The organism is Microbacterium sp. Y-01 (genome assembly GCF_003856715.1).
GTDB lineage: Bacteria > Actinomycetota > Actinomycetes > Actinomycetales > Microbacteriaceae > Microbacterium > Microbacterium algeriense.
In genome coordinates this window covers 1,118,227-1,132,645 of the sequence record NZ_CP024170.1, presented here as the reverse complement: position 1 = coordinate 1,132,645, position 14,419 = coordinate 1,118,227, and the positions used below count along the sequence as shown (strand labels likewise).

The 14,419-nt window shown below is 67.1% G+C and carries 10 protein-coding genes; 4 read left to right on the top strand and 6 right to left on the bottom strand.

The window, feature by feature from the left end:
* From CSX12_RS05250 to CSX12_RS05235, 4 genes are read left to right on the top strand one after another with little or no spacing between them, the layout of a single operon-like run.
* Positions 1-960 (top strand): aldo/keto reductase, encoded by a 960-nt coding sequence (locus tag CSX12_RS05250; protein ID WP_124895087.1) that lies wholly within the window; start codon positions 1-3, stop codon positions 958-960.
* Positions 961-983: 23 nt separating this feature from the next.
* Positions 984-1,955, top strand: coding sequence for an alpha/beta hydrolase (locus tag CSX12_RS05245; protein ID WP_124895086.1), 972 nt, complete (start codon positions 984-986; stop codon positions 1,953-1,955).
* A complete protein-coding gene (locus tag CSX12_RS05240; protein ID WP_124895085.1) occupies positions 1,952-2,935 on the top strand; it encodes an alpha/beta hydrolase in 984 nt (327 codons plus the stop codon). Before CSX12_RS05245 ends, CSX12_RS05240 begins: the two co-directional genes overlap by 4 nt.
* The gene (locus CSX12_RS05235; RefSeq protein WP_241160569.1) at positions 2,932-4,152 is read left to right on the top strand and encodes a multidrug effflux MFS transporter; all 1,221 of its coding nucleotides are present in this window, start codon (positions 2,932-2,934) and stop codon (positions 4,150-4,152) included. The genes CSX12_RS05240 and CSX12_RS05235 overlap by 4 nt, the downstream gene beginning before the upstream one ends.
* A 79-nt stretch (positions 4,153-4,231) precedes the next feature.
* On the opposite strand, the gene CSX12_RS05230 is transcribed toward CSX12_RS05235, so the two are convergent.
* The 6 genes from CSX12_RS05230 to CSX12_RS05200 all read right to left on the bottom strand — a co-directional run bounded on the left by CSX12_RS05230 (position 4,232) and on the right by CSX12_RS05200 (position 13,710).
* A complete protein-coding gene (locus CSX12_RS05230) occupies positions 4,232-5,017 on the bottom strand; it encodes a tetratricopeptide repeat protein (RefSeq protein ID WP_124895084.1) in 786 nt (261 codons plus the stop codon).
* 67 nt (positions 5,018-5,084) lie between these two features.
* Entirely contained in the window at positions 5,085-5,717 is a 633-nt protein-coding gene (locus CSX12_RS05225; RefSeq protein ID WP_124895083.1) for a hypothetical protein, read from the bottom strand.
* A 1,187-nt stretch (positions 5,718-6,904) separates the two neighbouring features.
* Complete coding sequence (locus CSX12_RS05220) at positions 6,905-7,288, bottom strand: hypothetical protein (protein ID WP_124895082.1); 384 nt, start codon at positions 7,286-7,288, stop codon at positions 6,905-6,907.
* Positions 7,289-7,703: 415 nt separating this feature from the next.
* Positions 7,704-12,347 carry a PA14 domain-containing protein gene (locus CSX12_RS05210; RefSeq protein WP_124895080.1) on the bottom strand — a complete coding sequence of 1,548 codons (4,644 nt, stop codon included), beginning with the start codon at positions 12,345-12,347 and terminating at the stop codon, positions 7,704-7,706.
* A 121-nt stretch (positions 12,348-12,468) separates the two neighbouring features.
* The gene (locus tag CSX12_RS05205) at positions 12,469-13,134 is read right to left on the bottom strand and encodes an SDR family oxidoreductase (protein WP_124895079.1); all 666 of its coding nucleotides are present in this window, start codon (positions 13,132-13,134) and stop codon (positions 12,469-12,471) included.
* 36 nt (positions 13,135-13,170) lie between these two features.
* Positions 13,171-13,710 carry a hypothetical protein gene (locus CSX12_RS05200; RefSeq protein ID WP_124895078.1) on the bottom strand — a complete coding sequence of 180 codons (540 nt, stop codon included), beginning with the start codon at positions 13,708-13,710 and terminating at the stop codon, positions 13,171-13,173.
* Positions 13,711-14,419 lie beyond the last annotated feature (709 nt).

Below are 14,419 nucleotides of genomic sequence, written 5' to 3'. Positions count from 1 at the left end.
ATGACCACTCCCCTCCCCGTGCGCGAGATCGGCCGCAGCGGCCTGCACGCCGCCCTGTTCTCCCTCGGCTCGTGGCACACCTACGACCGCATGGACTTCGCCGACGCTGTCGCCCTGCTGCGCGAGGCCACCGACCGCGGCGTGAACCTCTTCGACGTGGGCGTGTACTCCGCGCCCGACGCCCCGCCCGTCTTCACCGACGTGATCTTCTCGGCGATGGTGCGCGCGGCCGGACTCCGTCGCGAAGAGTGGCTGCTGTCGTCGAAGCTGTGGCTCGAGGCCTTCGGCAGCGACGGCTTCCGCCCGCAGCTCGAGAACGCCCTGATGCGGGTGGGCACCGAACACGCCGACCTCGTGATCCTCGGCGACCTGCGTCGCGACGACCTCGAGCTGCGCGACCTCGTGCTCGACCTCGCCGCCCTCACCGACGCCGGGCTCATCCGCGCGTGGGGCGTGAACAACTGGTCGGCGGGGAGCATCCAGACCCTGATCGACCTCGCCGCCGCGGAGGGCGTGCCCGGTCCGCAGATCGCGCAGCTCAAGTACAGCGTCTCGCGGCGGTCGATCCCGGACGGCGAGCCCTTCGCGCGCCTCTGGGAGCAGGGCCTCACGCTGCAGGCCTCGGACTGCCTGGAGGGCGGGATCCTCGCCGGGAAGGTGAACAGCGACCGGCAGATCGGGCGTGACCCCGGCGGCATCCGCGAACGGATCATCACCGACGTCCCCGCGTTCACCGCGGTCGCGGAGGATCTCGACGTGACGCCGGCCCAGCTCGGCATCGCCTTCACCCTCACCCACCCCGCCCTGACGACGACCCTGTTCGGTGCCTCCAGCGTCACGCAGCTGCGGGCGAACCTCGACGCGGCCACCCTCGTCGACCGCATCGGCGCCGCCGAGCTGCGCCGTCTCGTCGAGCCCTTCTGGGCCGACCGCGGGGTCGTCGACCCCGAAGGCCCCTGACGCCGTCCCACCCGAGGAGAACCATGACCATCCCCGTCCCCTTCGATCCCGACGTGCAGGCCGTGCTCGACGAGATCGCGAAGAACCCCCAGCCCGCCCTCACCCGCGAGACCCTGCCGCGTGACAACGTCGACCGGATGTTCCCGGACAACGACGCCGTGATCGCCGGCCGGGACATCACCTGGGAGGACCGCGTCATCCCCGGCCCGCCCGGAGCACCGGACATCGAGGTCACGATCTTCCGCCCCGCCGGTTCCGAGACCTCGACGCTCGCCGGCTTCGTGAACATCCACGGCGGCGGCATGATCGTCGGCCACCGCTCCTGGGAGACGGCTCGCGTCGTCGACATCGTCGCGGAGCACGGCGTCGTGGCCGTGAACGTCGAGTACCGCCTCGCTCCGGAGGACCCGTACCCCGCGGGCGTGGAGGACTGCTACGCGGCGTTCGTGTGGACGCACGCCCATGCGACGGAGCTCGGGATCGACCCGGCGCGCATCGTCGTGGGCGGGGGAAGCGCGGGCGGAGGTCTCACCGCGGCCGTCGCCCTGCTGGCTCGCGACCGGCGGGGCCCGGTCATGGCCGGGCAGCTGCTGCTGTGTCCCATGATCGACAACACCAACACCACGGTGGCCAGTCGGCAGTACGACGGCATCGGCACCTGGCAGCGCGACATGAACCTCCTCGCCTGGTCATGTGTCCTCGGTGAGGAGCTCGCGTTCAGCACCGAGGCCCCCGCCTACGCCGCTCCGAGCCGCGCGACGGACGTCTCCGGCCTCCCGCCCGCCTACATCGAGGTCGGAGAGGCGGAGATGTTCCGCGACGAGGACACCGAGTACGCCCTGCGGATCTGGGCGACCGGCGGGCAGGCCGAGCTGCACGTCTGGGGCGGCGGCGCCCACGGCTTCGACATGTACATGCCGGACGCCGAGATCACCCGTGCCGCCCTCGCCGCGCGTGCCTCCTGGCTGCGACGGATCTGGCGGGCCGCCGCATGAGCACGCCCGAACCGGTGCCCTACGACCCGGATCTCGTCGCGGGGCTGGATGCTTTCGTCGACCTCGTCGAGGTCATCCCGCTGCGCGCGGACACGATCCACGCCAACCGCGATCACTTCGCCACGATCATCCCGCCGATGTCCGTGCAGGCCGCCGGCCGTGCCGTCGCGTGGGAGGACCGGGTTATCCCCGGCCCCATCGGGGCTCCGGACCTCGAGATCACCGTCGTGCGCCCGGCGCAGGCGCCCACGGACCCGGCACCGGCAGTGCTGTCGATCCACGGCGGCGGGATGGTGCTCGGCACGCGCTACTTCGGCACCGCCGAGCTCATCGACCTCGCCGAGCGGCACGGCATCGTCGGCGTCGCGGTCGAGTACCGCCTCGCCCCCGAGCACCCCGGACCGGCCCAGGCGGAGGACTGCTACGCCGCGCTGGAGTGGATGGTCGCCCACGCGGACGAGCTCGGCATCGACACCTCCCGCATCATCGCGTCCGGGCAGAGCGCCGGCGGCGGGCTCTCGGCGGCGGTGGCGCTGCTCTCCCGCGACCGCGGCGGGCCACGGCTGGCCGGACAGCTCCTCGGCTGCCCGATGCTCGACGACCGCAACGAAACTCCGTCGAGCCGCCAGTACGACGGCTTCGGGGCCTGGGATCGGAACAACAACGACACCGCGTGGGACGCGATCGCCGGAGCCGACCGGTTCACCGACCGCGTGTCGCCGTACACGGCGCCGGCACGGGCTGCGGATCTGTCGGGACTCGCTCCGGCGTTCATCGAGGTGGGCGCCGCGGAGACCTTCCGCGACGAGGCTGTCGACTACGCGCTGCGGGTCTGGGCCACGGGCGGGCAGGCCGAGCTGCACGTCTGGGCCGGCGGCTACCACGGCTTCTCGGGGTTCTCCCCCGATGCCGAGGTCTCCCGGGCCGCGGTCGCCGCGCGGGAGAGCTGGCTGCGCCGCGTGCTGCGCCTCGAGGGATGAGTCTTCCGTTCGCCGCTGACGCCCCGCGGCCCCGCATGGGCACGCTGCGGGCGATGCTGGTGCTGGGCATGCTGGAAGCCTTCGGTCCGCTGTCGATGGACCTCTACCTGCCGCAGCTCCCCCAGCTCGCGGCCTCGCTCGGCACGACCGAGGCCCTGGCGCAGGCGACGATGTCGGCGTGCATGATCGGTCTCGGTCTGGGCCAGCTCGCGGCCGGTCCTCTCAGCGACCGGCTGGGCAGACGCCTGCCACTGCTGGTCGGCGTCGCAGCGTTCGCGGTGCTCTCCGCGGTGTGCGCCGTCGCTCCGAACATCGAGCTGCTGCTCGTCGCGCGTTTCCTGCAGGGGCTGGCGGGATCGGCGGGCATCGTGATCTGCCTGGCGATCGCCCGCGACCAGTTCGAGGGGGTCGAGCTCTCCCGCATGCTCTCGCTGCTGTTCCTCGTCTCGGGCACCGCCCCGATCATCGCGCCGGTGGTGGGCGGACAACTCGCCCGCATCATGGACTGGCGCGGCATCTTCGGGGTGCTCAGCGGGGTCGGCGTGCTGTTGTTGCTCGTGGTGGCGTTCGCCCTGCCGGAGACCCTGTCGCCATCCGCCCGTCACCACGGGGGCCTCCGGGTGTGGGGCGCGCACGCCGGAGCGGTCGTCCGCGACCGGCTCTTCGTCGCCGTGCTGTGTGCCGCGGCCGGAGGCGGTGTCGCCTTCTTCACATACCTGTCGATGTCGTCGTTCGTGCTGCAGGACGAGTTCGGTCTCAGCCCGCAGGAGTTCAGCGTCGCCTTCGCGGCCGGCGCCCTGGCGAGTATCGCGGGCAGCCAGCTGAGCCGACTCGTGGTGCGGCGTTGGGGGCCCCTGCGCGTCTACCTGGGCGGGATCACCGCGACGCTCCTGGTGACGACGGCTTTCCTCGTGCTGGCGCTTCTGGGCGTCGGCATGATGGGTGTCGTCATCGCATTGGTCGGGTTCATGCTGTGCTCCGGCATCGGCGGTCCGAACGGCCAGACGCTGGCGCTCGCTCATCACGGGGTCCGTGCCGGCACCGCTTCGGCCCTTCTCGGGATGGCGACGTTCCTGTTCGGTCCCGTGCTCGCCCCCGTGGCTGCCGGTCTCGGCGGGACCACGGCTGTCACGATGGCCGCGACGATGACGGTCGCGGCTGCGGCAGCGGCGTTCGCCGCCTGGGCCTTCGTCCGGCCCGCGGCGCGCGAACAGTAGGCCGCGGGCGACGAGGGCGGTTGGGGTATTTGCGGCCCTTGCTGGCGTCCAAGGCTCCGTGCGTTAGCGGGGGCGCCTCTCAGTCGCTCGGTGCCTGCAGAGGCGTCGGGTCGCCCATCTGTTTCGCGAGCTCGTGGAACTCCGCCGCCCGCACGAGTTCGCCGTTGTCCCGCAGCATCACCGCGAGGTTGTGCGCGCTGTGTGCGTCACCGCTGGCGATCCCCGCCCGATAGGCGGCTTCAGCCGCGTCGAAAGCTCCGGGCAGCTCACCGAGGAGGTTCCCCAGCAGAAGCGCGGCTCCGTAGACGTCGGTGGCAACCGCTCGCTCTAACAACTCGCGGGCGTCATCCGCGCTTCCGCGCTCGAGGAGAAGCTGTGCCAGGGGAACCCCGAACTCCGTCGATTCCTGCAGCCCCATCGTGAGAAGGCGTTCGGCTTCTTCGCGGTCAGCGGGCCCTCCGGTGTGCATCAAGACTTCACCGAGCAGGCCAGCGAGTCGGAGAGAATTGCCAGCTTTCGCGTCGATCGCCTTCCTCAACCAGACCACGGCTTCTTCGTCGTGACCCATCCACTGCAGGCTCTCGCCGAGCGCAGCAAGCGCTTCGGTCGACCCGCCGACGGCTGCTTCGCGAAACATCGAGAGCGCAAGACGCTCGTCGACCTCCCAGACGAGCGCCGCCAGTTCGAACAGCGCCTTTGCTGTCGGCTCCTGCCCGAGGTCTGCGGACTCCAAGTCCACCGCCGGGATCAGCTCCCCGATGAACGCATGGTTCTCGCCATCCTCTGCGCCGCCCACAGCTTTCACGAAGTCCAAGAATCGGCCAGCGGCGAACGCTTCCTCTGCTGCCCGTCGATCCGGTTCCATCGTCACCTCCTCCGGTCTGTTTCGTGACGTGGAAGCCCTTCGACACAGATCAGACCAGCAGACATGCCTAGGAGCTTCGTCTAGGTTGACACCGTCGAGCCACGGCCGCCAGCAAGGAGAGGAACTCAGACCGATCGAGCGGGGGCAGGGAAATCTGAACTCCGTGCAACGGATGCCCCTCAGGCACGCCCACGTCGACGGGGAGCCCGCGACGGGTGTCCAGGACTTGAGCCCCGTATCCGTAGATGATCCGCGGCAGATCGAAATTCGAGTGCCATTTGGGGTCTTCGAGCGAGAATCCCATGATCACATGGGACTGATACGCGACATTCTTCTTGCCCCAGATGAAGAACTCCCAGCGCAACTCCGGATGACGATCGATCATCACGTCACCGAGCAGCAACGTAACGTCCTCACACACGGACTGTGACCGCCGATCGGGGTCATTCCGGTCGGCGGCGGGCGTCATCGTCTCGACGAACCAGTCATTCAATGACTGAACCGATCCATCGCTGCCGTCGAACTCGATACCAGACTTCGTCAACAGATCGCGGATGATCGCAACACGTTCGTCCTTCTCCCGCATTGTGCGGTCGAACTCGGCGCGCGCGACAGAGCGCGGCAACTCGGAAAGCGCCCACCACGGCATCGACTCGTTCAACGGATACTCTGCACAACCGTTCACGGCATCACCTGCCACTGGGTTCCGCGGAGGTCACCGCGAGTCGCGCGGATCGGCCGCCTCGCCCGGAGGGAAGTGACATTCCAGCGCGGCTCGTCATCAGGAACGAGCACTCCCGTCTTTCGTCGAAACCATGCGCCGAACTCGCGACCCCCTCGGCGCCTGAGGGAAGTGCGCTCCACACTAGCCCCAACGCCACGAACGTGCGGGGACGAATGGCTACTCGTTGCGCGCACGACTGTTTCGCGCACTCCGACGCTGCCCGACACCCGCGCCGACATCGAGTCCCAGGTCGCGATTGAGCGCCTCCGCAATCTCTCGAGCGACACGTCGATTGCAGACGGTGCCCCCAAGTGGTCGCCTGCGACCATCCGCGAACTCCAAGACGAGGTGGCCGCTCTCGAAGCGTCCGTCGTAAACCGTCCACCCAAAAACGAAGAAGAATCCTGTGTAGGGCTCAGCGCGGAATCGTTCGACCGCCCCCCGCTCGTACTTTCGTCGCGACCACCACGACGTCGCCACCACGTGCGAGGAGGTCAGAGTGACGCCCGTGAAAGGAAGGCGAATCCAAAGCCACATACACAGCGGGAGCGCGATCACGGAGAACCAGATCAGGACGCTCGGCATGCTCGCTGACGAGTAGTTCAGAAGAACCGCTACGGGGAGCACGCCGATGAACAGAGATGCAACGCCAAGGCGGCGAGCCCTTCCGGGTCTGCCGCGTCTGAAAGCCTGGTCAAGCGGCATCGATCGTGTCCCTCCCCAGCTTCTTCGTGACACCCGATGCAAGCGGCTTGCGCACGCTTGGTCGGCGCAAGGTCGAGCTGAGCGAGTTGGCGGCTACGACCTCTGCTCCTCTCGCGGAGATTCGAATCGCGCGGTTCGAAGAATGGAGCGAATTTCGCGTCACCGCCCCTGGAGCACTTCGAATCACTCTAGCGTTTGCACCACCATTCCGCCTGCTTTGATCGCCTTGCCGGCAGTCTCGTCCGTTACCGCCGACGCTTCCTTGCCCAGAACCAGTGGGGATTTAGTAGTGAGCACCGAAAGAAGAGTCCTCTCGGAACTTTGCCATGCCACAACTCATGCCCGAAATCAGCGCCGACACCAACCTGACGTGCGACCTGCTTCGACCGCTACCAGTACGAACCGAGCAACTCCCGGTAATGGGGATTTTCGAGCAGCTCTGGATGCGCGGCCTCGATCTAATGGCGAACTTTCGAGAGCAGGCCCTCCGCGGCCCGCGAGAACTCGCTGACAGACACCGTCACAGTAGCTTCCGCGTACTCGGCTCGAATCTCGACCCCCTCCCGCTGCAGCGTGAACTCGATCGTAGAATCCGATTCGGTGAAGCTGTACACCTGATCCTCACCGCCGGCGAGGGCTTCAGCTATTCGACGCATTTGGAACGCAAAATCGAACACCGGCACCAATCCCCAGCTGACACTGAGATCGACATCATCCACCTCGAATATTACGTCACCCAAGAAACAAGAATAGTAAAATGGCGCCGCCCCTATTTCATGCCAAATGACGTTGTCTAGGTCCGTCTCACGGAGAACCTTGAAGTCGAAGACAATCAAAGCCATGTTCCTCAAAATGGAAATGCGGTGATCACTTAGCCGCTAGAGTCTACTACAACACGAAGGGAGTACGCGGGCTTACTGGATGATTTCGTGCCAAATATCCTCCAACATCGTCGACTAAACCATCTCGCTCAGGAAGCTGATCCTGTATGTCTTGACCACCCGCATCTCCGATAAACGCAAGAATTTGGCCGACCTGAGCTTAGGATTCACGAACCTCAGATACCGGAAGGGCACGAGGATCATAAAGGCTAAGAAGTTTTGGTCATACCAACATATTGACTGTCCGATCGTTGACTTTTGCACCCATGAATGCACGAATAACCAAGCTAGGACGGCGTAAGGTATCAAAATCCACAAGACGAACGCGCGAATCACATAGATAAGGAACCAGCTGAGGCCATAGATAAATCTCATTTCAAAAGCCTCCCACGAACTCAATGACACCTTCGGAGAATGAAGGCAATATGCCGAAAGCTACATCTCTCACCCACGGGCCTGCCGCGGTTTCCACCCACGGCTTCTCCGTTGCTCCCGTGAGCTGTCCGGCGCCGCGAATCGCTCTGGCTGTCCCGGTAATGATTTGCCAGGCTCCGACGCCCCACGCAGGTAAGGTCACTGCCCATCCTACATACGGGACTGACAACGACAGGGGTGTCGACAATATCATTCTCGCAATTCCGTTCCCAATACTGAGAGCACCCACGACTAGGTTTACGGTGCCCGAGACCCACTTCGGGTTCACCCAACGATCGCGCGGCTTGTCGTACTTCGACCGTTGCGCAGCGCTGGTTCGAATGAAGGGCGAACTTGCGAGCCGTCGCTCGGCTCGTGGCGCGGACACTGCAGTTTTGCTATCGAAGTTTTGCGCCGCCCATTTTTCCCCGCTGAGGTCGTGTCCGTTGATGGGGTCGGTGGGCCAGGAGTAGTCGTTCGCCCCACCACCCTCGACGGGGTCGACTTGCAGGAACCGCCCGAGGGCGGGGACATACAACCGGGCTCCCATCTCGACCACCAACGCCGACCCCGCGGACTCCGCAGGCTTCAACGCACCCTGATGCCACAGCGTGTTCCCTGCGATCTGACCCGCGTCATCCGACGCCACCGTCCCGATCGCGAACGTCACCGGATCCACCGGCTGACCGAACGGGTCCCACAACAACAACCCGCTCGTCGTCGTCCCCGTGCGGGTCACGAGACCATGCCCGCCCAGACCGGGGAACGACCACGTCACCTCCCCAGCCTGGTTCGTCCATGACACGCCGCCCGGCAACCCGACACTCCGAGTCAGCTCCGCCCCGGATTTCTGACCCCACGCCGCGTCGCCATCAGCCGCGTACAGGTAGTTGGTCGTCGCCGCCGGATCGGCCCCCGCCGGATCCGTCGTCCGCGACACGATCCGCCCTGACGCATCGCGCACGATCCGCACCACCGTACCGTCGTCATAGGTCGTCCCCACATGACGGTTCACCGCGTCGTAAGAGAACTGCATGTCACCGAGACGAACCGTATTCCCGCGCACGTCATACACGACCTCCGAAGCGGTCAAACCACCCGCAACCGTCGTCGCGTCCGGGATGACCTCCGTCACAGACGAGGAGACCAACCGGTCCGCCCAGTCGTAGCAGTACGCCGTCGACGTCGTCACCGCCGCTTGGCCCGGCGCCGTCCACACATCCGTCGCCCCTGTCCGGTTCCCGGACATCCCCGCCGCCGTGTTCGGGCCGCACCCGCTCGTCGCCCCGAAAGCGTAGGTGAGCGTGTGCCCCGGAATCACCGCCGACGTCAGCCGACCCGCCGTGTCATACGCGTACGTCGACGAATACGACGTCGATCCCATCGACGACTGCTGCTTCACCACGCGACCCGACTGCGACCGCACCACCGCGTCAGACACGACCTGCCCGCCGACCAGCCACTCCTGACCGATCACCCGCTGCGCGGCGTCACGGCTGACGGCGTTCAGCGCTGACCCATCCGGATACGCCACCTGCTGCAACCGCTGCAGCGCGTCGTACGTCACGCCAGCGAGCTGCTGGCCGTCGACCGACACGGTCTTCACCTTGCCGTCGGCGTCGTACGTGTACGCCGTCACTGAGACGGCGCCACCGGCCGGCGTCGTCGAGATCTGGGTCACGCGCCCTGAAGCCGCGTCGTAGGTCGGCGTCGTGACCGTGCCCCATACGTCCGTATAGCTCACGGTCCGACCGAGCAGGTCCGTAACCGTCGTGATCGTCGAGTCGTTCGGTGACCCCGCGACCGGGACACCGCTCGTGACGAACGTGTATCCCCCGCCGACGACACGCGTCGTCTCGGTGGTCGTGCTGGAGATCGTCGCGACTCCGGAAGGGCCGACGGTCTTCGTCGAGATGACCTTGCCACGGGCGTCGTACCCGGTGCATGACCAGTCGGTGTCCCCACTCGTCTTCGTCGCGACCGTTCGGCCCCACGCGTCGTACGCGTACTCCGTGGTGATCGCACCGCCGCTGGCAGGAGTCGGGCCGGTCGTGGACTTCAAAAGACCGAACTGTCTGGTGCCCGACGGTATGCCGCACACCGCAGGTGCGCTCTCGAGATCGCCGTAGTAGGCGCTCGTGGTCTTGGCCGTGGAGGGCGCACCCGCTGCTGCGCCCGCGGGGAGCGTACGGGTGAGTCGCCGCAACCAACCGGACGCACTTGGTTGCTCAAAGGTGGTCGACGTGGTGAGCGCAAGCCCGCCGGGGTCGACCGTCGAAGCCGTCGCTTGCCCCAGCCAGGGATGCTGATAGCTCACAGCAGCCGTCGTCGAGGGGGCGGCAGCGCCGGGGGTTCCCGTGGAATCATCCGTCGTCGTGCGTGTCACCAGGCCGTAGTCGGGGCGCAACGCGGTCCCAGGAACGACCGATGCGGTGGTGCCGGACGACGGCGTACGCCACTTGAGTTGCAGGAGCGCGGTCGACGTGTCGTCGCGGTACTCGACGCGTATGCGGCGCGTCTCGCCTGCCGTGACGGTGATGGGCGAGCCGACGCGCTCTGCGACGCCGCCTTCCCACTTGTCGACGAGCAGAGTGTCTCCCACCCATACCCGCGCACCGTCGTCGCTGTTCGTGACGAACGTGTACTGACCGGCCGCGGGGAAGGTCACGAGTCCAGTCAGCCGCAGCGACCAGTTGTCCGCGGCGATGCCTGTGCCCGGGGACGCCGCTGCCCAGTTGCGGTCCACCGCGCCGGCGGCGCCGCCGATGCCGAAGGCGATGAGGGAAGGCTTGCCCGCCAACGACTTGTTCGCGTAGTAGGTCGCTTGAAGCCCCTGCATACCGCCGTCGTACGTGGTCGCGGTGTGCGCAGGAAGGATGCCACACCCCGTCGTCGCCGCCGGTGCGGCGACAGGCCTTCCGCTCGCCGAGAAGCACGCCGCTGGCGCTGGCCCATACGAATCCGTGGCCCGATCTGTTGCCGGATCGTAGATCGTCGTCGATGTCATCCCCAGGGAATCGGCGGCCGACAGCACGAGGTCTTTGGTGGGATGCCATTGCTGCGTCGACGTCACGCCCATCGGACTGGTCGCCGAGACTTGACGCCACTCGGAGTCATAGGTGACCGCACTCGTGGAATTCGCGACGCCAGCGACGGAGACTGTGCTCCGCTTCGCTGCGAGATCGTACGCGTATGTCTTCTTCAGCCGCGGTGCGGGGCCCCCGTCGGCTGACGGAAGCCGAACGGCACTCACCCGCGAGTCCGTGTAGTCGATGGTCGTTGCCGGAGGGTCGTACTCACTCGGCACCGCCTGGGCGAGCAGATAGTCGTTGGCCGCGGAATCGACGACGGAGGTCAACACGTTCGCACTGTTGTATGTGAAGACGGTTCTCTCAGACCCCGGGTCTTCGATGATCCACAGCTGCCCACCCGCGTAGTACAAGTTGGTGACGGGCACTTCACCAGAGGCGAGTGCGGGGTACTTGATCTGGCACAGTGAACCCGCGCGCGCCGGGTAGTAGTTCGGCGGCAACGTCGGGCACGTCGTCTGCGCCGCATTCTGGTAGACGAACGAGATCTTGCGATGGTACGTCGTGCCATCCTTCGACAGCGGATCGACGATCTCCTTGGTCGTACCGTCCGCGTTGTAGATCGCGAAGGGCGCGGCGGGCTTCTGACTGTCTTCCGGTGGCGTGGATGACTCGACCGTCCCGTGCGCCGAGAACTGGTGAACCGTGCCACCTTCGTCGGTGAAGACGACACGCCCCATGCCGTCAAGCGCAACGACGCCGTACTCTCCCGTGGGCGGCTTGTATCCGCCGTTCGAGGTACGGGTATATGTGTGCGCTTTGCCCGAGATGTCCGTGAGCACGACGGCCTGCGGTTCGATGGCCGCCTTCGCCCAGGCCGTGCGGTCACCGGCGATCGGAGTCGATGCCGACCACCCTTCGCGCATCACCGACCGGTACGTGGTGAACCAGGAAGCAGGCACGAGCACGGGGCCTGCGGTGTCGGCGAGATCGTCCGCCCACAGCTCGAGATAAGCACCTCCGTTGAGTTCGTAGTAGTCGAGCTGGAGAGGAGCCTCGGCGGTGTTCAGGTTCATGTTCCCTGTCCACTCCACGCCGGTCGCGCCATCCACCCACCGATCGATGACCGTCGAGTTGTTGACTCTCAGACGCACACCATCGTCGTGTCGGACGCCGAGCTTCCACTGCGACGAAGCATGCGGCATGCGGATGAAGCCCGACCACTGCCCCATGAAGTAGTCGTTTGCAAGGGCCGGCCCTGGGGAGCCGCTCTTCCAATCAAAGGAGATGGCCGAGTCGGTGCGCACCATCAGGGGTGTCTTTCCGGCGAAGGTGTAGCCAGCGGGCGACGTCGGGATATTGCCCGCCGCATCGCGCCCGTCGTAGTACGACCCCGTCAGGCCCTGATTCGACGTTCCCGCGTTCAACGAGTTATAGCTGAAGGACATCCCCATCGGTCCCCCGAGGGTGTTGATCACCGGCGAGGAGAAGGAGAGGTTCGCGTTGCCGTTCGCGAGGTTGACGGTGACCGGACCTGTCGAGTCATAGGGCGACGGCCCGGAAGCCCCGAGGCGCATCCGAGAAGACGCGGCGCCTCTGCCGCACAGCTAATTCATAGCGGAACCACGGGCGACGGAAGGGCCTCGCGAGATCACGGATTCATAACTTCGATCGACCATCCTCGCTGCACCCCCGCAGTCAGTAGCGGGCCGAAAAGGCGCCGTCCGCCTGCAGGAGCTGGCCGGAGATCCATCGCCCCTCTTCGGAGACGAGGAACTCGACGACGGCGGCGATGTCCGCGGGCCGGCCGAGCCTGCCCAGCGGCGTCATCTCGCCGAGGGAGGTGCGGGTCTCATCGTCCATCCAGCCGGTGTCGATCGGACCGGGGTTCAGCACGTTCGCGGAGATGCCGCGCGGACCCAGTTCGCGGGCGGCGGAGATGACGAGCCGATCGAGCGCGCCCTTGGAAGCGCCGTACGGGAGGTTGCCGGTGACGTGGTCGCTCGTGAGCGCCACGATCGCACCGCCGTCCTCGCCGACCTGGCGTGCGAACGCTGCGATCAGGAGCAGGCTCGCCCGCGCGTTCACGGCGACGTGCAGGTCGAAGCTCTCCGCCGTGGTGTCGAGGATTCCGGACTCGACATCGTGCGCGTGGCTGAGGATCAGCGCCGAGATCGGGCCGTGCTGTGCGGTCACCTCTGCCACGAGCGATGCGGGGCCGTCCGGCGTCGACAGGTCCGCCAGGTGGTCGGCGTCGCGCAGATCGCTGGTGACGACCGTCCACCCCGCGGCGCGCAGACGGGGGACGATGCCGGCGGCGATGCTGTTCGCGCGGGCGGCACCGGTGATCAGGGCGAGGGGCATGCGTTCACGCTAGCGGACCTCCCTCACGGTCCACGATCACATCCCGGCGCACATCGCGACGACACCGCCGGCCATCGCCCAGGACTCGACCGTCAGCGACCGCACCGCGCCCCCGCGGTGCAACTCCGGACGGCGCCACGGCGCCACGACCGCCCACCCGACGACCGCCAGCGTTCCCACCACCACGAACGCCGAGAGCACACCGCCGAGACCATGCCCGCCGTGGCCGGTAGCGGTCTCGGTGCCGGCGACCGTTCCCGGGGTCGAGGCCGAATCGAACATGCATACCGCCATCACGAGCGAGCCGAGCGCCCGGTGACAGCACGCGGGTGCGGACGGCGTCCCGCGCACCCCCATCGTCCCGAGCATGGCCGAGAGCAGCAGCAGCGCTCCCAGGACGACCCCGCCCAGCGGGTCGAGGACGCCGGTGGCCATCAGCAGCATGCCGGCGGCCATCACGAGCGCGGCCTGCCGCCCCTGCCACGGCACGGCGCGCCGCGCGGCCAGGCAGGCGACGGCTGACACGAGCGCCGCCACCGCCATCAGCCACGATGCTGCCGGGAGCAGAGGATCCACAGCCGAAGTATATTGATCGCCCGCTCAAAAAAGCGAGACCCGGCATCCATGCGCCAAGATGGGCAGGTGCCCCGCATCGTCGACCACGATGAGCGCCGCCGGCAGATCGCCGAGGCGCTCCTGACCGTCGCCGCACGAGACGGACACGAGAGCGTGTCATCGCGCGCAGTCGCCAAGGAGCTCGGGGTCGCGACCGGCTCACTGTGGCACTACTTCGACGGCTTCGACGACGTCATCCGCGCCGCCGCCGCCGAGGTGACCCGCCGCACGGATGCACGCATCGCCGCAGCCACGACCGGGCTCCGCGGACTCGCCCGCCTGCACGCCCTGATGCGCGAGGTGCTTCCGGTCGACGAGGGAACCCGCACGGAAGCGCGCGTCGTGGTGGGGTTCTGGGGCCGACTCGCCACCCTCGCCCCTACGCCCGACGCCTCCGCTCCGACCCTCGTCACGTGGCAGGGCAGCATCCAGGCGGCGCTCCAGGAGGCTGTCGTGGATGCCGAACTGCGCAGCGACACCCCGACCGAGGCGCTGATGGCGCTGCTGCGGTCGATCACCTACGGCCAGCAGATCGTCGAGGTCACCGAACCCCAGCCCCCGCCGCGCACCTCGCGGTGCTCGACGGCATCCTCTCCCCCTGGCGAGCCTGACCCCGCCTCGAATCTCGCGCCCCCCACGGACCCGTTGCTTGTGCAGGTCACGGCGGCGC

Excerpts from the sequence above, each read along its gene's own strand:
- CSX12_RS05230 (WP_124895084.1), bottom strand. The coding sequence starts at position 5,017 with ATGGAACCGGATCGACGGGCAGCAGAGGAAGCGTTCGCCGCTGGCCGA.
- CSX12_RS05250 (WP_124895087.1), top strand. The coding sequence starts at position 1 with ATGACCACTCCCCTCCCCGTGCGCGAGATCGGCCGCAGCGGCCTGCAC.
- CSX12_RS05245 (WP_124895086.1), top strand. The coding sequence starts at position 984 with ATGACCATCCCCGTCCCCTTCGATCCCGACGTGCAGGCCGTGCTCGAC.
- CSX12_RS05240 (WP_124895085.1), top strand. The coding sequence starts at position 1,952 with ATGAGCACGCCCGAACCGGTGCCCTACGACCCGGATCTCGTCGCGGGG.
- CSX12_RS05220 (WP_124895082.1), bottom strand. The coding sequence starts at position 7,288 with ATGGCTTTGATTGTCTTCGACTTCAAGGTTCTCCGTGAGACGGACCTA.
- CSX12_RS05235 (WP_241160569.1), top strand. The coding sequence starts at position 2,932 with ATGAGTCTTCCGTTCGCCGCTGACGCCCCGCGGCCCCGCATGGGCACG.
- CSX12_RS05205 (WP_124895079.1), bottom strand. The coding sequence starts at position 13,134 with ATGCCCCTCGCCCTGATCACCGGTGCCGCCCGCGCGAACAGCATCGCC.
- CSX12_RS05210 (WP_124895080.1), bottom strand. The coding sequence starts at position 12,347 with ATGCGCCTCGGGGCTTCCGGGCCGTCGCCCTATGACTCGACAGGTCCG.